This is a genomic window from Microlunatus ginsengisoli (genome assembly GCF_039537205.1).
Classification (GTDB): Bacteria; Actinomycetota; Actinomycetes; order Propionibacteriales; family Propionibacteriaceae; genus Microlunatus; species Microlunatus ginsengisoli.
Genome location: NZ_BAABAB010000050.1, coordinates 163,911 through 182,095, shown reverse-complemented (window position 1 = coordinate 182,095; position 18,185 = coordinate 163,911). Strand labels below are relative to the sequence as shown.

Annotated in this window: 15 protein-coding genes; 12 read left to right on the top strand and 3 right to left on the bottom strand. The window is 72.0% G+C overall.

Annotation, left to right across the window (positions count from 1 at the left end):
- Positions 1–31: 31 nt before the first annotated feature.
- The 3 genes from ABD747_RS24200 (at position 32) to pth (ending at position 2,638) form a co-directional block, all read left to right on the top strand.
- On the top strand, positions 32–973 hold the full coding sequence (locus ABD747_RS24200; protein WP_344809691.1) for a ribose-phosphate diphosphokinase: 942 nt from the start codon (positions 32–34) through the stop codon (positions 971–973).
- 398 nt (positions 974–1,371) lie between these two features.
- On the top strand, positions 1,372–2,028 hold the full coding sequence (locus ABD747_RS24195) for a 50S ribosomal protein L25/general stress protein Ctc (protein WP_344809537.1): 657 nt from the start codon (positions 1,372–1,374) through the stop codon (positions 2,026–2,028).
- Positions 2,029–2,056: 28 nt separating this feature from the next.
- Complete coding sequence (pth, locus tag ABD747_RS24190; protein ID WP_344809535.1) at positions 2,057–2,638, top strand: aminoacyl-tRNA hydrolase; 582 nt, start codon at positions 2,057–2,059, stop codon at positions 2,636–2,638.
- Positions 2,639–2,684: 46 nt separating this feature from the next.
- Here pth and ABD747_RS24185 read toward each other — a convergent pair whose 3' ends face one another.
- Positions 2,685–3,908, bottom strand: coding sequence for a PrsW family intramembrane metalloprotease (locus ABD747_RS24185; RefSeq protein ID WP_344809533.1), 1,224 nt, complete (start codon positions 3,906–3,908; stop codon positions 2,685–2,687).
- Positions 3,909–4,006: 98 nt separating this feature from the next.
- Here ABD747_RS24185 and mfd point away from each other — a divergent pair, with 98 nt between their 5' ends.
- From mfd to ABD747_RS24165, 4 genes are all read left to right on the top strand, one after another.
- A complete protein-coding gene (mfd, locus tag ABD747_RS24180; protein ID WP_344809531.1) occupies positions 4,007–7,603 on the top strand; it encodes a transcription-repair coupling factor in 3,597 nt (1,198 codons plus the stop codon).
- Between the two features lie 492 nt (positions 7,604–8,095).
- A complete protein-coding gene (locus ABD747_RS24175; protein ID WP_344809528.1) occupies positions 8,096–8,998 on the top strand; it encodes a C40 family peptidase in 903 nt (300 codons plus the stop codon).
- Between the two features lie 105 nt (positions 8,999–9,103).
- A complete protein-coding gene (locus ABD747_RS24170; RefSeq protein WP_344809526.1) occupies positions 9,104–9,775 on the top strand; it encodes a response regulator transcription factor in 672 nt (223 codons plus the stop codon).
- Positions 9,772–11,151, top strand: coding sequence for a HAMP domain-containing sensor histidine kinase (locus ABD747_RS24165; RefSeq protein ID WP_344809524.1), 1,380 nt, complete (start codon positions 9,772–9,774; stop codon positions 11,149–11,151). Before ABD747_RS24170 ends, ABD747_RS24165 begins: the two co-directional genes overlap by 4 nt.
- Before the next feature lie 128 nt (positions 11,152–11,279).
- Here ABD747_RS24165 and ABD747_RS24160 read toward each other — a convergent pair whose 3' ends face one another.
- Positions 11,280–12,593: a DUF1501 domain-containing protein gene (locus ABD747_RS24160; RefSeq protein ID WP_344809522.1), complete on the bottom strand. Its 1,314-nt coding sequence runs from the start codon at positions 12,591–12,593 to the stop codon at positions 11,280–11,282.
- Between the two features lie 19 nt (positions 12,594–12,612).
- Positions 12,613–13,947 carry a DUF1800 domain-containing protein gene (locus ABD747_RS24155; protein ID WP_344809520.1) on the bottom strand — a complete coding sequence of 445 codons (1,335 nt, stop codon included), beginning with the start codon at positions 13,945–13,947 and terminating at the stop codon, positions 12,613–12,615.
- 148 nt (positions 13,948–14,095) lie between these two features.
- Between ABD747_RS24155 and ABD747_RS24150 the strand changes: the two genes are divergently transcribed.
- The 5 genes from ABD747_RS24150 to ABD747_RS24130 all read left to right on the top strand — a co-directional run bounded on the left by ABD747_RS24150 (position 14,096) and on the right by ABD747_RS24130 (position 18,010).
- Positions 14,096–14,647 (top strand): SurA N-terminal domain-containing protein, encoded by a 552-nt coding sequence (locus ABD747_RS24150; RefSeq protein WP_344809518.1) that lies wholly within the window; start codon positions 14,096–14,098, stop codon positions 14,645–14,647.
- Positions 14,644–15,291, top strand: a complete 648-nt coding sequence (locus tag ABD747_RS24145) for a nucleoside triphosphate pyrophosphohydrolase (RefSeq protein ID WP_344809516.1) — start codon at positions 14,644–14,646, stop codon at positions 15,289–15,291. The genes ABD747_RS24150 and ABD747_RS24145 overlap by 4 nt, the downstream gene beginning before the upstream one ends.
- A gap of 43 nt (positions 15,292–15,334) precedes the next feature.
- The gene (locus ABD747_RS24140) at positions 15,335–15,739 is read left to right on the top strand and encodes a hypothetical protein (RefSeq protein ID WP_344809514.1); all 405 of its coding nucleotides are present in this window, start codon (positions 15,335–15,337) and stop codon (positions 15,737–15,739) included.
- A gap of 223 nt (positions 15,740–15,962) precedes the next feature.
- Positions 15,963–17,246 carry a phosphopyruvate hydratase gene (eno, locus tag ABD747_RS24135; RefSeq protein ID WP_344809512.1) on the top strand — a complete coding sequence of 428 codons (1,284 nt, stop codon included), beginning with the start codon at positions 15,963–15,965 and terminating at the stop codon, positions 17,244–17,246.
- Positions 17,247–17,380: 134 nt separating this feature from the next.
- The gene (locus ABD747_RS24130; RefSeq protein ID WP_344809510.1) at positions 17,381–18,010 is read left to right on the top strand and encodes an FtsB family cell division protein; all 630 of its coding nucleotides are present in this window, start codon (positions 17,381–17,383) and stop codon (positions 18,008–18,010) included.
- Positions 18,011–18,185: the final 175 nt, after the last annotated feature.

The following is an 18,185-nucleotide window of genomic DNA, read 5'->3' as shown; positions in this document are numbered from 1 at the left end:
CGGTGTCAAGAAGCCCAACGAGAAGCACCTGATGCTGTTCACCGGGCGCGCCTATCCCGAGCTCGCCCGGGAGGTGGCCGATCTGATGGACGTCGAGATCGTGCCGACCCGCGCCCTGAACTACGCCAACTCCGAGATCTACGTCCGGTTCGAGGAGTCCGTGCGCGGCTGCGACGCCTACGTGATCCAGTCCCACGCGGCGCCGGTGAACGAGTGGGTGATGGAGCAACTGATCATGGTCGACGCGCTGAAGCGCGCCTCGGCGAAGCGGATCACCGTGGTCGCGCCGTTCTACCCGTACGCCCGGCAGGACAAGAAGCACGCCGGCCGGGAGCCGATCTCGGCCCGGTTGATCGCCGACCTGTTCCGGGTCGCCGGCGCGAACCGGATCATGTCGGTGGATCTGCACGCAGCGCAGATCCAGGGCTTCTTCGACGGGCCGGTGGATCACCTGTGGGCCCTGCCGGTGCTGTCCAACTACGTAGAGGAGAAGTACGACACCGCGGAGATGACGGTCGTCTCGCCCGACGCCGGCCGGGTCCGGCTGGCCGACATGTGGAGCGATCGGCTGAACGCACCGCTGGCGATCATCCACAAGCGGCGCGATCCGAACGTCGCCAACACCGTCGTCGTGCACGAGGTGGTCGGTGAGGTCGAGGGCCGGGTCTGCCTGTTGGTCGACGACATGATCGACACAGCCGGCACGATCTGCCAGGCGGCGGAAGCGCTGATGGCGCGCGGGGCGAAGTCGGTGCTCGCCGCGGCGACCCACCCGGTGCTGTCCGGCCCGGCGGTGGAGCGGCTCAGGGCAAGCGCATTCCAGGAGGTGATCGTGACCAACACGCTCCCGATCCCGCCCGAGCGCCAGTTCGAGACACTCACCGTGCTGTCCATCGCCCCGTTGATCGCCCGCGCGATCCACGAGGTGTTCGAGGACGGTTCGGTGACCAGCCTGTTCGGCGGCAACGCGTGACATTGGTCGGGCTCGCGCCCTTTTCCGGCGTCGGGCTCGCGCCGCCGGCGCGTTCACCGGCTCGGTTCATCGTTCTTCGCGACGGCGTCGTCTGTGTCCGCGGACTGGCCCTGCCCAGTTCGCCGTCGCTCATCGCTCTTCACTCGCCGGGCGCCGGCTTCAGACGCTCACCCTCCGGGTGCGGGGCGCTCGTCCCTCAGGGCGATCCACGGGATCCGAAGTCTGGGATGGCGCAGCGCGGAACGGCGGGCGACTTTCGTCGGGGCGCGGGCGTGGGCTAAGGTAGACCGGTTGCCTGGGCGAGGGTCGATGCCGACCGTTATCGACAAGGTGAGTTTCGTTCACTCTCCCTGGCGCTCGCCGCATTTCCAGATCTGCAAGTTTCGAGGAGTTCGTTCGTGCCCGAGGTCAAGCTCACCGCCGAATTGCGCACGGAGTTCGGCAAGGGTGCTGCCCGCCGGATCCGTCGCGCCGACAAGATCCCCGCCGTCCTGTACGGCCATGGCACCGATCCGGTGCACATCACCCTGCCCGGCCACGAGACGCTGCTCGCGCTGCGGGTGGCGAACGCGCTGCTGTCGATCGACGTCGACGGCTCGGCCCAGCTCGCGCTGCCGAAGCAGGTCCAGCGCGACCCGCTGAAGCACACCATCGAGCACGTCGACCTGGTCATCGTCCGCCGCGGCGAGAAGGTCACCGTGGACGTCCCGCTCAGCGTCCAGGGCGAGGCTGCCTCCGACACCCTGGTCGTGGTCGATCAGACCTCCATCGCGATCGAGGCCGAGGCGACTGCGATCCCGCAGGAGATCGTCGTCTCCGTCGAGGACCTGCCGGCCGGCACCCAGATCCTGGCCGGCGACCTCCAGCTGCCGACGGGCGCTTCGCTTGCGATCGACGCGGACACGCTGATCGTCAATGTCTCCGCGGCGCAGTCCGCCGAGGCGCTGGAGGCGGAGCTGGCCGAGGCGGAGGCCGAGGCGGGCATCGAGCCGACCGTGGCCGAGGGCACCGAGGCCGCGGAGTCCGAGCGGACCCCCGAGCCGCAGAACGCCTGACCTGCCGCGATAGCTCGGCAGCCGAATCGTGGAGCCGTGGATCGTCGTCGGCCTGGGCAACCCCGGGCCGACGTACGCCGGTCACCGGCACAACGTGGGCTTCCTGGTCGCCGACGAGCTCGCCAAGCGGACGGGTGCGCGGTTCGGTGCCCCGAAGGGGATGCGGGCCGAGGTCGCCGAGGCCCGGCTCGGCCCGCCGCCGGGCGCAGCCCGGCTGGTCCTGGTGAAGTCGCGGACGTACATGAACGACACCGGCGCGGCGGTCTCCGCCGTGCTCGCCTTCTACAAGCTGGCGCCCGACCGGATGATCGTCGTGCACGACGAGCTCGACATCGACCCCGGCCAGCTGCGGGTGAAGTTCGGCGGCGGCGACAACGGGCACAACGGGCTGAAGTCGATCCGTCGCTCGCTCGGCACCGGTGACTTCTACCGGGTCCGGATCGGCGTGGGTCGGCCGCCCGGTCGCCAAGACCCGGCGAACTTCCTGCTGAGCAACTTCCCGGCATCCGCCAAGGCGGACGTCGCGATCGAGGTCGACCGGGCCGCGGACGCCGTCGAGTCGCTGGTGAGCGTCGGGCTCGAACGCACCCAGAGCGCCTTCAACTCCTGACGCCGAACTCCCGACCGCGAACTTTCGACCGTGGGTCCGGGACGGCTCAGGGTGGCCCCGGGATCGGGTTCCAGAAGGCGTCGCCGGGCGACAGCGGACCTCCCCCGACCGGTACGAGCCCGCTGATCGGCCACGGCTGGCCGCCGAGGTCGGGATGCAGCGGAGCCGGCCAGGGCGGCACCGGTGGCCGGACCAGGCCGAGGATCACCGAGACCAGTTCCGCATGCCGCTCCGCCAGCTCCCGGCTGCCCCCGCCGTGGGCGAACCGGTCGCGGGCGAACGCCAGTTCGGTGACCGCCCCCGCGAACGTACCGACCGCCTGCCTCGCCTGCTTGCCGGCCAGCTCCTCCGCCTCGGCGGCCCACCGGCGCCGACCCGACAGGGTGGACAACCAGGCCGCCTCGGGCGGCGTCACCAGCCCGATCCCGACCAGCCCGGGCAGCTGGGCGAGCAACACCTTCTGCTCCCGGTGACGCGCGACCAGGGCCAGCGCGACCGCACCGCCGAACAGCGGCACGAACAGCACGAAGTGCACCAGCAGGCTGGTCGAGTTCCACACCATGTGCAGCAAGATCGCGCCGAGGCAGCCCAGTGCCATGAAGCCGAGCCACGCGTACGTGCCCGGCCGGCGCAGCCCGATGTACAGCCCGATGGCGGTGAGTGAGGTGAAGAGCGGGTGCAGGAACGGCGTGGCCAGCCGGACGATCGCGACCCCGATGGTGCCGTAGATGTCCTCGCCCCGGGCGAGATACAGCACATTCTCGATGAACCCGAACGATGCCCCGACCAGGCCGGCATAGACCAGGCAGTCGATCAGGGTGTTCAGCTCCCGGCGGCGTACGCCGGTGGCCATGATGACCAGGAACGACCCCTTGGCCAACTCCTCCACGATCGGTGCCCGGATCACCGTGGAGACGAAGAAGTCGGTGTCGGCCAGGCTGGTGATCAGGGCGATCACCGCAGCAACACCGCCCCACAGCCAGGCGAACAGCAGCAGCCGCGGCGGCTCGGGCTCCCACCGGTCGAGCCAGAGATAGCAGAGCACGACCACGCCGCAGGCGGCCCCGGAGAGCACGATGCCGATCGTCGCCAGCACCGGATTGGCCACCACGTCGAAGCTCAGCGCGAGCGCGGTGGCGATGCCGGCCAGGATCAGCACCGATGTCGGCACGCCGACCGCCGCCACCGTGCGGCCGAACTGCGGAACGTAGGCCCCGCGACCCGGCGCCGACGTCGGCGGCGGCTGCGTCGGGTTCACGGTCGGCTGCATGCGGTCACCCTAATCGTCGGCTCCGACAGCGGATCGGTCCGCTGGGCGGCGCACCGAGGCCCGTTCGTGCTGTCGGACCCCCCGAGTACGGTTGCCCGGTGACCCTTGCGGGACTCGTCAAGCTCAGTTCTGCCGACCCCACCCTCGCCGAGCTCCGGGGTGCGCTGCGGTCGCATGCCGTGCGCACGCTGGACGTCTCCGCGCCGTCGTCGATGCGGCCGCTGCTGGCCGCCGCGCTGGCCGACGCCACCCCGGACCGGCCGCTGCTGCTGGTGACCGCCACCTATCGCGAGGCCGAGCAGCTCACCGAGGCCTGCCGCTCGTTCCTGCCCGAGGAGACGGTGGCCTACTACCCCGCCTGGGAGACCCTTCCGCACGAGCGGCTGAGCCCGCGCTCCGACACGGTCGGTCGGCGGCTGGCCGTGCTGCGCCGGCTGGCCGGCAACGAACCGGAGGCGGCGCCGCTGCGGGTGATCGTGGCCCCGATCCGGAGCGTCCTGCAGCCGCAGGTCCGTGGCCTGGGCCGGCTGCGCCCGGTGCGGCTGGTGACGGGGGAGGACTTCGACCTGGACGAGCTGGCCGGGGCCTTGGTCGGCGCTGCGTACGTCCGGGTCGATCTGGTCGAGCGTCGCGGCGAGTTCGCGGTCCGCGGCGGCATCGTGGACGTCTTCCCGCCGACCGAGGAGCACCCGGTCCGGATCGACTTCTTCGGCGACACGGTCGAGTCGATCACGTACTTCTCGGTTGCCGACCAGCGATCCCAGCCCGGCAGCTCGCGGTCGGAGGTGATCGCCTCTCCCTGCCGCGAGCTGTTGCTGACCGACCAGGTGAAGGCCCGGGCCGCCGCTCTGATCGAGGACCATCCCGAGCTGACCGACATGCTCGAACGGATCGCGCAGGGCCACGCGGTCGACGGGATGGAGGCGCTGTCGCCCGCGCTGGTGGACGGGATGGAGCTGCTGGTCGAGCTGCTGCCCGCCGGATCGCTGGTGCTGGTCTGCGACCCCGAGCTGGTCCGCGGCCGCGCGCTGGACCTGGTCGCCACCAGTGCGGAGTTCCTGCAGGCGTCGTGGGCGGCCGCCGCCGGCGGCGGCAAGGCCCCGATCGACCTCGGCGCGTCGGCCTATCAGCCGCTCGGCGACGTGCGCGCCACCGCGCTGGCCAACGACCTCGCCTGGTGGACGCTGTCGCCGTTCAGCGCGGGACCGGACGACGTGGCCGAGCCCGCGCCGGCCGCCCCGGTGCGCACCGAGGACGGCGAGATCGTCGACTTCTCTGCCAGGGTGGACACCAGCGGGGTGAGCACGCTCGCGGTCCGGGCCCGGCCGGCTCCGGTCTATCGCGGCGACACCGAGGGTGCCCTGCGCGACATCGCCCGGCTGTCCCACGAACAGTGGCACGTGGTGCTGGTGGCCGAGGGCAAGGGCACCGGCAACCGGATCACCGAGCTGCTCGGCGAGCACGAGGTGCCGGCCCGGTTCGTCTCCGCCCTGGACGGGACCCCGGTGCCCGGGGTAGTGACGGTCACCACCGGCGAGCTCGATCACGGCTTCCTGGTGGACGAGGTCCGGCTGGCCGTGTTCACGACGGCCGACCTGTCCGGCCAGCGCGCTCCGGACAAGTCCGCCCGGGTGATGCCGACCCGCCGGAAGAACCAGATCGACCCGCTCGAGCTGAAGCCCGGCGACCCGGTCGTCCATGATCAGCACGGGGTCGGCCGCTACGTCGAGATGAGCCGGCGCGCGGTGGCCGGCGCGGTCCGGGAATACCTGGTGATCGAGTACGCGCCGTCCAAACGAGGCCAACCCGGCGACCGGCTGTACGTCCCGATGGACGCGCTCGATCAGGTCACCCGCTACGTCGGCGGCGAGAGCCCGACGCTGGACAAGATGGGTGGTGGCGACTGGGCCAAGCGCAAGGGCCGGGCCCGCCGCGCGGTGCGTGAGATCGCCGCCGAGTTGATCAAGCTCTACGCGGCCCGGCAGGCGACTCGCGGCCATGCCTTCTCCACCGACACCACCTGGCAGCGCGAGCTGGAGGACGCGTTCAACTTCGTCGAGACGCCGGACCAGCTGGCCGCGGTCGAGGAGGTCAAGCGGGACATGGAGCAGATCGTGCCGATGGACCGGCTGATCTGCGGCGACGTCGGCTACGGCAAGACCGAGATCGCGGTGCGCGCTGCGTTCAAGGCGGTCCAAGACGGCAAGCAGGTCGCCGTGCTGGTGCCGACCACCTTGCTGGTGCAGCAGCATCACGCGACGTTCGCCGATCGCTATGCCGGCTTCCCGGTGAACGTCGCGCCGATGTCCAGGTTCCAGACCGACGGCGAGATCAAGGCGACGATGGAGGGGTTGGTCGACGGCAAGGTGGACGTCGTCGTCGGCACGCATCGCTTGCTGGGCAGGGAAGTGGCCTTCAAGGATCTCGGCCTGGTGATCATCGACGAGGAGCAGCGGTTCGGCGTCGAGCACAAGGAGCAGCTGAAACGGCTGCGCACGGCGGTGGACGTGCTGGCCATGTCGGCGACGCCGATCCCACGCACGCTGGAGATGGCGATCACCGGCATCCGGGAGATGAGCACCATCACCACGCCGCCGGAGGAGCGGCACCCGGTGCTGACGTTCGCGGGGCCGTACGACGAGGGGCAGGTGGTCGCCGCCATCCGGCGCGAGCTGCTCCGGGAGGGCCAGGTGTTCTACATCCACAACCGGGTGCAGAGCATCGACAAGGTCGCGAAGCGGATCGGCGAGCTGGTGCCCGAGGCGCGGGTGGTCGCCGCGCACGGCCAGATGAGTGAGCAGCGGCTGGAACAGGTGATGGTCGACTTCTGGGAACGCCGCGCCGACGTCCTGGTCTGCACCACGATCGTCGAAGCAGGCTTGGACATCTCGACCGCGAACACCCTGCTGGTCGAGCGGGCCGACCTGATGGGTCTGTCCCAGCTGCACCAGCTGCGCGGCCGGGTGGGACGCGGCCGCGAGCGCGGCTACGCATACTTCCTCTACCCGCCGGACAAGCCGCTGACCGAGACCGCCCATGATCGGCTCGCCACCATCGCCGCGCATACCGATCTCGGGGCCGGCATGGCCGTCGCGATGAAGGACCTGGAGATCCGCGGCGCCGGCAACCTGCTCGGTGGCGAGCAGTCCGGGCACATCGCCGATGTCGGCTTCGATCTCTATATCCGGTTGGTGGGGGAGGCGGTCGCGGAGTTCCGCGGCGACGACACCGAGCCCGAGGCCGAGGTCCGGATCGAGCTGCCGATCGACGCCCACCTGCCGAGCGACTATGTCGAGTCGGAACGGCTGCGGCTGGAGATGTACAAGCGGCTGGCCGAGGTACGCAGCGACGCCGATCTCGCGGCGGTGGCCGAGGAGCTGGTGGACCGCTACGGTCCGATGCCGGCCGAGGTCACGACCCTGCTCGAGGTCGCCCGGTTCCGGGTGCTCGCCCGCTCGGCCGGGCTGGCCGAGATCGTCTCCCAGGGCAACTTCATCCGGTTCGGGCCGGCCGAACTGCTGGAGTCACGTCAGCTCCGGCTGAAGCGGCTCTATCCGGGGGCTGTGGTCAAGGACGTCGCCAAGCACATCCTCGTCCCCCGCCCGCGTGCCGCCACGATCGGCGGTCCGCCGCCCCGCGACGCCGAGCTGCTCGAGTGGTGCGCCGCCGTGGTGAACGCCGTCTTCCTCTCCTGATCGACGCCTCCCGGCTCGCCCTCGCCGGTCGCGTCCCGGTCCGTCACCCCGCGCGGAAACTGTGCAGTTCTCGCAGTTTGTAACGCTTCAGTCCTGCCGGAGGTGCACAGTTTCCGCGGTGGGGAAGTGGGCGGGGCGGCCCCGGCGGGCTGGGCGAGAGCGCCGGCGCGCCGCGGCAGTGGTGCCCGCCCGGCTCCCTTCCCCCGCCCCTACTGATCTTCGGATCCTCTGTGCTGCTCCGGATCCTCTGTAGCGGATCCGAGGTGTCACAGGGGATCCGAAGATTGGCGGTGATGCGGTCGGGCGGGGCCGGGGGCGAGCGTCACGGATGCTCATCGGAAGCACAACAAATCGGGGTGGCTCGGCGTGTCGGGTTGCGGATGTCACGAAAAGGTCACTCAAACCCTTGCGGTGACGCATGTGGCGTCGTTAGGGTCCTGAATGTTCCTGAGGTTTGAGTGATCAATGTGACCTGAGTGGCTGGAGGCCCGGATGAGCGCACGCGGCCGGTGGGGACTGCTGTCAGGTCTGGCCGTGCTGGGTGGTCTGGCCCTCGTCGCCGGTGCCGCGGTGGCTCCCGCCGAGGCCGCAACGACGACCGGCGTCGCGACCACCACGGTGAACATCCGCTCCGGTCCGGGCACCGGCGCCAAGATCGTCGGCGGCCTCGTTCGCGGTCAGCGGATCAGCGTCACCGGCACCGCCTCCACCGGCTGGGTGAAGGTGCGTTTCAACCGCGGCACCGCGTACATGTACGGCGCCTACCTGAACCGGACCGGCAAGAACCTGCCTGCCGGGCCGACCAAGATCACCGTCACCGGCACCAAGATCACTACCGAGAATCTCAACGTCCGCAGCGGTCCGGGGACGACGTACGCCATCGTCGGGTCGCTGGCCGAGGGCAGCGGCGTCACGATCACGGGCACGTTCAAGAGCGGGTTCGCGCAGTTTCGCTACGGCGGATCGCTGCGCTGGGTGTCGCTGAAGTATCTGGCCCGATCCACCGGGAGCACGCGGCCGCCGGCGGCCACGCCGACCCCGAGCAACCGCGGCGAGCGTGCGCTCGCCTTCGCCCGCGCCCAGTTGGGCAAGCCGTACAAGTACGGCGCTGAGGGACCGAACGCGTACGACTGCTCCGGCCTGGCCCAGGCCGCCTGGGCGTCTGCCGGAGTTTCCATCCCGCGGGTGACCACCACCCAGTACAAGTTCGGCAGCAAGGTCGCCAAGGCCGACCTGAGGCTCGGCGACCTGGTCTTCTTCTACGGCCCGAGTCCGAGCCACGTCGGCCTGTACGCGGGTCAGGGCATGATCATCCACGCGCCACGGCCGGGCAAGAAGGTGGAATACACCAAGATCAGCTACATGCCGTACGCCGGCGCCCGCCGTCCGGGCTGACCGGATCGACGCATCGGGCCCGCGATCGCGCTCGACCCTGAGGACCTGCTGACGGTCGCCGGCCCGCCGCCAGACGCGGTCGAAGCGCGAGGCGACAATGGGGCCATGCCGGCGAGCCGGGTCATGATCGTCGAGGACGCCGAGACCATTCGGCTGGCCGTGGCGACCGCTCTGCGCGCCCACGGCCTGCTGGTGACCGCCCTGCCCGACGGTGAGCGGCTGGAGGCCGAACTGGGTTCGGCCCTTCCGGACCTGGTCCTGCTCGACGTGATGCTGCCGGGCCGCGACGGCTTCCGGCTGCTCGAGGTCGTCCGGCAGAGCAGCACGGCGGCGGTGATCATGCTGACCGCGCGTGACACCACCGCCGACCGGGTGCACGGGCTCACCCGGGGAGCGGACGACTACCTGGTCAAGCCGTTCGCGATGGCGGAGCTGCTGGCCCGGGTGGACGCGGTCTTGCGCCGGACCCGGCCCGGCGGCGTGATGCTGAGCGTCGGCGACCTCGAGCTGACCCCCGACGCCGGCCGGGTCCGCCGCGACGACACCGAGATCGAGCTGACCGAGACCGAGCGGCGGGTGCTCGGCTATCTCGCCGCGCACCGCGAGCAGGTGGTCAGCAAGACCCAGATCCTGACCGCGGTGTGGGGCTACGACGGCTTCGACGACAACGTCGTGGAGGTATACGTGTCCTCGCTGCGGCGCAAGTTGGAGGCCGGCGGGCGGAGCCGGCTGCTGCATACGGTGCGCGGTCGCGGCTACCGGCTCGGGGTCGCGTGAGGAACCACCGGCTCGCCGCCGCCTCGGTCCGCACCCGGGTCGCCCTCGGCGTCATCGCCGGCCTCGCGGTGGTGCTCGCCCTGCTCTGCGTCGCCGTCAACGCGATCTTCGTCGCCCAGTCGGAGCGTAACCTCGATGCGCTGCTTGCCGGCCGCCTTCAGCTCGGCCGGCAGCTCGCCCGCACCGGCGTCGGGCCACAACAGATCGTCAACCGGGTCAGCACGACCAGCGTCTCGGCCCAGCTGGTGCTGGCCAACGGGTCCGTGTTCACGGCCGGACCGGCCGGCGGCGAGGTGCGCTCGGCCAGCGCCACCCTGAACACCGGGCCGAACGGTCAGGGACGGGTGGACGGCAGCCGGCTCACGGTCAGCGTCGACATCGGACTGGTCCGCGGCGCGCAGCAGCGGCTGGGTCGGGTGCTGGTCCTCGGCTCGCTGGTCGCGCTGGCCGTCAGCGCCGCGCTGGTGGTGCTCGTCGTGCGGATCGCGCTGCGACCCCTGGACGACGTGGCCGGCCTGGCGCGCAGCATCACCAGCGGGCAACGTGGCGGCCGGCTGAGGCCGGAGCGGACCGATACCGAGATCGGCCAGACCGCGCAGGCGCTGGACGAGATGCTGGACGAGCTGGAGGGCGCCGAGGCCCGGGCGAGGCAGGCCGAGGAGAGCAGCCGTCGGTTCCTGGCCGACGCCGCGCACGAGCTGCGAACGCCGGTCGCGGGGATCCAGGCAGCCGCGGAGACTCTGCTGCACGACGGCTCCACAATGGAGCCGGCCCAGCGCGAGCAGCTGGAGGTGCTGCTGATCCGGGAGGCCCGACGGGCCGGGACGCTGATCTCCGACCTGCTCACCACGGCCCGGCTCGACGCCGGCCTGCGGCTGGAGTCGACGCCGACCTCGCTCGGTGGACTGGCCGCCGCCGAGGCGGAGCGAGCGCGGCTGCTGTTCCCGCAGGCGAGCGTCACCCTGCACGGGGACGTCAAAACCGGAGACATCCCGCCCGGGGACATGCAGCCCGGCGACGTGGTCGTCGGCTGTGACCCGGACCGGATCGGGGGAGTGTTGCGCAACCTGCTGGACAACGCGCTGCGCGCGGCGGGGCCGGCCGGCCGGATCTCGATCGCTGTCACGGCCGACTCGAGCTGGGCGCACGTCGACGTGGTCGACTCCGGTCCCGGCGTGCCGCCGGCCGAGCGGGAGCGGATCTTCGACCGTCTGGTCCGGCTCGACGGCTCCCGCGGGGACTTCGCCGGCGGATCCGGTCTCGGGCTGGCGATCGCTCGTGGCTACGCCCGGGCTCACGGCGGCGACCTGGTCTGCCTGGAGCCGCCGCCGGGCTGGGGAGCGCTGTTCCGGCTGAGCCTGCCTCGCAACGGCTGATCGCCGCGAACCCGAGAATCCGCACCTCGCGGGCGGTTCGCTCACCAGCTCACGCCTGCGGCGACGGGCCGGGCATCGACGAGGGGCGGGTTTTCGGGTCGAGGCCGCCCAGCAGGTGTCGGGTCGAGTCAGCTCAGCAGGCCGTCCACCCGCCGGTCCCAGCCGCCGAGCAGCGGCTCCGGCTCGCTGCCGAGCACCTGCGCCAGCAGCGTCGCGTAGACCGAGCGGAAGTCGAGCCCGGCCTTCAGGTCACCGTCGTCCAGGTCGGTCAGGCTCGGCTCGGCGCCGTAGAAGCCACCGGAGACCCCGCGGCCGAGCACGAACATCGGACCGGCCGTGCCGTGGTCGGTGCCGTCGCCGGAGTTCGCCCTGACCCGCCGGCCGAACTCCGAGTACACCGCGGTCACCACCTGCCGGCCGCGGTCGCTGCCCTGGAGCCGGCGGTAGAACCCGCTCAGCGCGCCGTCCAACTCGGTCAGCAGCCGCTGCTGGGTCGCCCGCTCGTCGGAGTGGGTGTCGAAGCCGCCCAACGACACCGAGTACACCCGGGTCGGCACGCCCAGCTCGATCAGGCTCGCGACCGTCTCGAGCTGGGCGGCCAGCTCCCCCTGTCCGCCCGCCGACGCACCCTTCGACTGCTCGTCGGGATCGGCGTCGGCGCCCCCCGCGGACGGGCTCGGCACGGGCGAGTTCGTCGGACCGGCGGTCCCCCCGGCCGCCGGCCCGAGCACCCGGGCCGCCTGCTGCAGGTCGGCGACGGACTTCGCCACCCGCGCCTGCCACACTCCGTCGCTCGCGGCCGCCCCACCGAGCAACGCCATCGATCGACCGAGCGCGTCCTTGGGCAGCCGCAGCCCGCTGACCGGGAAGGACGCGGCGGCGGTCTTCGCGCCGGCCAGCATCGGCGGGATCAGCGCGTCCAGCGACACCGCGCGCAGCGGATCGTCCCCGCCGGCGTCCAGCCAGCGGCCGAGCCAGCCCGTGGTCGCCGCCGTCTGCGGGGAGGCCGTCTGCCAGATCGCCATCGAGCGGAAGTGGCTCCGGTCGGGATCGGGGTAGCCGACGCCGCGCAGCACGGCGAGCTCCTTGCCGGCCCACAGCTCGTGCAGCCCGGCCAGCCCGGGATTCAGCCCGAGGCCTTCGCCGAGATCCAGCACGTCGGACTCGGCATAGGCCAGCTCGGCCCGGGCCGACGCGTACGCCGGGTCGCCGGCCGGCACCACCGTGTTCAGCCCGTCGTTGCCGCCGTACAGCGTGACCATCACCAGCACGCCGGCGGCGGGGTCGAGCGGGGTCTGCGCGGCCGCGGTGAGCAGGTCGGACCAGCGCACCCGGGTCGCGCCGACGGCCAGCGCGCCCGCGGCGGCCACCCCGCTGAACGCCAGGAAGCGGCGCCGGGTCAGCGGGCTGACCCGGCTGGACAGCGGCTCGTTCATGATCATCACCCCTGCTCGTCGGTGCTCAGGCCGAGACCGTGTACTCCGGCGACACGGCGCCGATCGCTACCGCGGCGGCCGGCTGGTCGGCGACCTGGGCGATCGCGTTCGCCGTCCGGCTCGAGAAGCGGTCCACGCCCAGCAACCGGCGTACGTCGTCGGCCCGGGTCTTGGCCGAGGAGCCGGCCAGCCCGACCGGATCGGCGGCGGCGACCACCAGCCTGGCGGTGTTCATCCGGGCCAGGGCGGCCGCGGTGGTCAGCCAGCCGCCGGCGGCCGGCCAGCCGCCGACGCTGGGCGGCCGGAACGGCAGCTGGCCCATGCCGCGCAGCCCGGCCAGCAACCGCTTGCGCTGCCCGGCGGCCAGCGCCGACGGGCGGACGCCCAGCGACCGGCACAGCCCGACCAGCCACTCCACCGGCTGCTTGACCAGGCTCGTCCCGGTCGCCCGGAACGGCTCGCTCGCGACCATCGCGGCCAGCAGCGCGGTGACATCCCGGCCCGGGCCGTACGCGCTCAGCAACGTGTCGCGCAGGTCCGGACTCGGCGGGGTGTCCGCCGACACCAGCCGGGCCCACAACCGGGACGCGACGAACTCCGCGCTCGCCGGCCGGTCAAGCACGACGGTCACGAAGCCGTCCGCGTCCAGATCGGCGGTGGTACCGAGCACGGTCTTCGCGCCGTCGTCGTGCAGCCGTGGACGGAGCCGCGCGGTGCCGGTCGCGCGATCGACCTTCCAGCCGGTCAGCGCCCGGGCCGCCTCCCGGACGTCGCCCTCGGTGTAGTTGCCGTGGCCGAGACCGAACAGCTCCATGTACTCGCGGGCGAGGTTCTCGTTCGGCGCCGCCGCGGTGTTGTCGTTGCCGTCCAACCAGATCAGCATGGCCGGGTCGACGATCATCGCGTGGGCGAGCGTGCCGAAGTCGCCCGCGCCGAGCCGGCGCATCGTCTCGTTCTGGCCGAGCATCAGGCTCGCGCTTCTGACCTTCTGCACGCTGGTCGCGAAGTGCCCGTGCCAGAACCAGGTCAGCCGTTCCCGGGTCGGCTGGGCGGCCGCCACCAGGCGATCGAGCCACCAGATCGCCAGCGTCGCCTGCTGCTCCCGGAGCTCCTTCCGCCACGCCTTCAGTGCCGCGGCGTCGGGCCGTCCGCCGGCACCCTTCGCCGGCCGCGGCAGCAGCGGTACGTCCGGCGCGGGCGTGGCCGCGACCCCGGCATCGGCGCCGCTCGGGTGCAGCAGCGAGACGGCGATCGCGTCGAAACCGCGGCGCTGTGCGGCGGCCAGCGCGCCGCCGCCGGCGGAGAAGCCCAGCCGGTCGACCAGCCGACGTACCACCGCCGGCTCGCTGAGGTCTGCCATGCCCCCAGGCTCGGCGAACGCCACGGGCAACCGGAAGCGAATCCGGCGAGCCCTCAGCGGATCGACAGGTGCCCGGGCGGGTGGCCGCTCGGGCGCCGCGGGCTCACGTACTATCGCGGGGGCGAGTTCAGCGAGCGAGGGGTGGCAGATGGGACGGTTCGGAGCCTGGTCGATCGGACCGGGCCGCCGGCGGCTGATGGCGACCGGCGCGATCCTGGCCGTGCTGGCCACGTCGGCCTGCGCGCGGGCGAACCCGAGCGTGGTGGCGTACGTCGGCAGCGACGGCCGGGTCACCCAATCCGAGCTCGACACCGCGGTGTCCGGCATCTCGCAGACGCTCCAGCCCGGCCAGAGCGTCCAGGAGTCGGCGGTGGTCAACGCGCTGATCCACGGTGAGATCGCGCAGCAGGTGGCCGCAGCGAACAACATCACCATCACCGACGCCGACCGGGACAAGCTGCTGAAGGGCTCCAACCTCGCGCCGCTGCTGAACATCCCGGACGCGAAGGCGGTCGCCTACGACGTGGCGGACGCTCAGCTCGTGCCGGCCAAGGTGGGCAGCGACGCCTATCTCAAGGCGGTGCAGTCGACGCCGGTGGAGCTGAACCCGCGCTACGGCCAGCTGAACCCGGAGGATCGCACCATCGTCGACGGCAGCACCGGCTCGCTGTCGACGCCCGCACCTGCCGCGGGCGGATGAGCCCGGTCCCGGCGCGGCAGCTGCCGGAGGTCGTCCGGCTGGCCGAGGTGATGTCCACGCTGCGCGACGGCTGCCCCTGGGACGCCCGGCAGACTCACCGGTCCCTGGTGCAATACCTGATCGAGGAGACCGGGGAGACGGTCGAGGCGATCGAGTCCGGCGACGCCGGCCACCTGCGCGAGGAGCTCGGCGACCTGCTGCTCCAGGTCGTCTTCCACGCCGAGATCGCGGCCGAGTCCGATCCCGGGTTCGACCTGGACGACATCGCCGCCGGCATCGCCGACAAGCTGATCGCCCGCCATCCGTACGTGTTCGCGACCGAGGACGCGCCGGCCGACCTGCACGGCAGCTGGGAGCAGCGCAAGGCTCGGGAGAAGGGCCGTACCTCGGTGCTGCAGGGGATTCCCGAGCAGCTGTCCAGCCTGGCCCGGGCGAACAAGATCATCGCGCGGGCGCGGTCGCGGCGGGTGCCGGTCGCGCTGGCGGAGGAGCCGATCGGCGAAGCCGAGGTCGGTACGGAGCTGCTCGCCCTGGTCGCCCGCGCCCAGGCGCGCGGGATCGACCCCGACCAGGCGCTTCGAGACGCGGTCCGGGGGCTGGAGGGTCGGGTCCGGGCGGCCGAATCGGCGGATCAGCCAGGGTGATCCCTGAGGACCGACCGGGGTGTCGCGACGTAGCGTGCCTGGCGTGAGCCAGCCGACGTACCCGTTCTCCCCGAGCCAACGCACGCCCGGCTCGGCAGATCTCCGCCGCGAGGCCGATGCCGCCGTCCAGGCGCGGCGTGAGCTCGGCCCGGACTACGACGACGCGGTCGCCGCCGGGCTGGCCGACAAGGTCGAGCAGCTGGTGGCGTACCGCACGGCGGAGCTGCGAGCCCAGTCGGACCGGCAGCTGGCGGAGTCCGGGGACGAGCGGCTCCGGCGCAACCAGCGGTTCGCGCTGGGCATCGTCTCCCTCGGCGCCGGCGTACCGATCACCGCCATCGCCGCGCTGAACGTCGACCCGGGGGCGCTCGGCGTGCTGATCGGCTGGGCCGGGATCGTCGGCGTGAACGTGGCCGCTGCCTGGAACGGCCGGCGGCGCCCAACCTGACGCGTTCCTACCGCTCGATCGGCCGAATCCGCCGATTCGGGGGCTGATCCGGGATCGAGCGGCGATTTTGCGTCATCGCAGCACCGGTGATCAGTGCGTGACCACTTCGTGACGCACCCGGACGGCCTGTGGGGGCTGGCCACCTCGCGCCGATAGGCTGACGCCGGCAACACTCAGCGGCGCTCGGGAGGATCCCGGCGCCATTTGCGAAAGGCACATGCTCGTGGCCAGTATCGAGTTCGTCGGCGCCCGGGAGATCCTGGATTCGCGCGGCAACCCCACCGTCGAGGTCGAGGTCATCCTCGACGACGGCTCCGAGGGCCGCGCGGCGGTCCCGTCCGGCGCGTCCACCGGTGCGTTCGAGGCAGTGGAGCTCCGCGACGGCGCGAAGCGGTACGGCGGCAAGGGCGTGGAGAAGGCCGTGCTCGGCGTGATCGACCAGCTCGGGCCCGAGGTGATCGGCTACGACGCGAGCGAGCAGCGGCTGGTCGACCAGGCGATGCTCGACCTGGACGGCACCCCGAACAAGGCCAAGATCGGCGCGAACGCGATCCTCGGCGTCTCCCTCGCCGTCGCGCACGCCGCCGCCAACTCCGCCGACCTGCCGCTCTACCGCTATGTCGGCGGACCCAACGCGCATGTCCTCCCGGTGCCGATGATGAACATCGTCAACGGCGGCGCGCACGCCGACTCCGACGTGGACGTGCAGGAGTTCATGATCGCGCCGATCGGCGCGTCCACGTTCCGCGAGGCGCTGGAGTACGGCGCCGGGGTCTACCACGCACTGAAGTCGGTGCTGAAGAAGGAGGGCCTGTCGACCGGTCTCGGCGACGAGGGCGGCTTCGCCCCGAACCTGCCGGCCAACGTGGCGGCGCTGGAGCTGATCGCCAAGGCCGTGGACGCGGCCGGGCTCAAGCTGGGCAGTGACATCGCGCTCGCCCTGGACGTGGCGAGCACCGAGTTCTTCGACGCGGACAAGGGCATCTATCGCTTCGAGGGCCGGGAGCTGTCGGCCGACGAGATGACCGACATCTACACCCAGTGGATCGACGCGTTCCCGATCGTGTCGATCGAGGACCCGCTGGCGGAGGACGACTGGGCGGGCTGGAGCTCCCTGGTCGGCAAGATCGGCGAAAAGATCCAGGTGGTCGGCGACGACCTGTTCGTCACCAACGTGGAGCGGCTGCAGCGCGGGATCACCGAGAAGGCCGCGAGCGCCCTGCTGGTCAAGGTGAACCAGATCGGGTCGCTGACCGAGACCCTGGACGCGGTGACCATGGCCCAGCGGGCCGGTTTCGCCTGCATGATGAGCCACCGCTCCGGCGAGACCGAGGACACCACGATCGCCGACCTCGCGGTCGCGACCAACTGTGGCCAGATCAAGTCCGGTGCCCCGGCCCGCACCGACCGGGTCGCGAAGTACAACCAGCTGCTGCGGATCGAGGAGGACCTGGACGACGCCGCGGAGTACGCCGGCGCGGCTGCGTTCCCGCGGTTCCAGGGCTGAGCGTGCCGGGAGGCCCGCGGCCGACCGCCCGTCCGGGAGCAGGACCCGGACGGGGGCGGGCGCGCGCCCACGGCCAGTCCGCCCGGCACCCCGCCGCGCCGGGTCAGCCCGGTCGTACGTCGGCGGCCGGATCGGTGCCGAAGGATCCGGCGGCAAGCCCGGGCCAGGCCGGTAGGTCGGGCGCTCGCGGGCGCTCGGCCGGGCCGGCGTCCGCGGCCGGCAACGCCGCCAATGCGTCGGCGGCGACGTCGTCCGTGCCGAGCGCGGGCGAGCCGAGCGCGGCGGCAGCGAAGAAGCGGAAGGCGCCGCGGGTCCCGCGGGCCAACCTGACCGGGCGCGCGATCGCGCTCGCCGTGGTGATCCTGGTGCTGGTGATCTCGTACGCCTCCAGCCTGCGGGTGTATTTCGCCCAGGCCCATGAGATCGCCGCGACCAAGGTCGAGATCGCTCAGCGGCAGCAGGCGATCGAGGACCTGCAGGCCGAACGGGCGCGCTGGGACAACCCGGACTATGTCCGGGCCCAGGCGCGGGAGCGTCTGGGTTGGGTCGTCCCGGGCGAGATCGGCTATCGCGTCGTCGACGCGAACGGAAATCCGGTCGGCGGTGGCGAGGAGATCGAGGGCGGCTCGTCCGGCGTCGCGCCGCCGAGCAAGACCGCCTGGTGGACGAAGCTGGAGCAATCGGTCAAGTCCGCCGACCAGCCCGCCCCGGTCGAGAAGAGTGGCCCCCCGACCGTCACGGTGCAGACCAAGCCCGGCGGCTGACCCGGGTCGCGCGGCCCTCTCGGCGCGCCGGCCTCGCCCGTTCCCCGACGGTCGTGATCTGGCGGTTCCTGGTCGCCATCCGGCCGGCCGGCCGCCGACGACGCATGCTCCCTCGTCGCCACGGAGTCTCCCGCCTGCCGCTGGGCATGATCATTCCGGCTCGACGAGGGAGCAA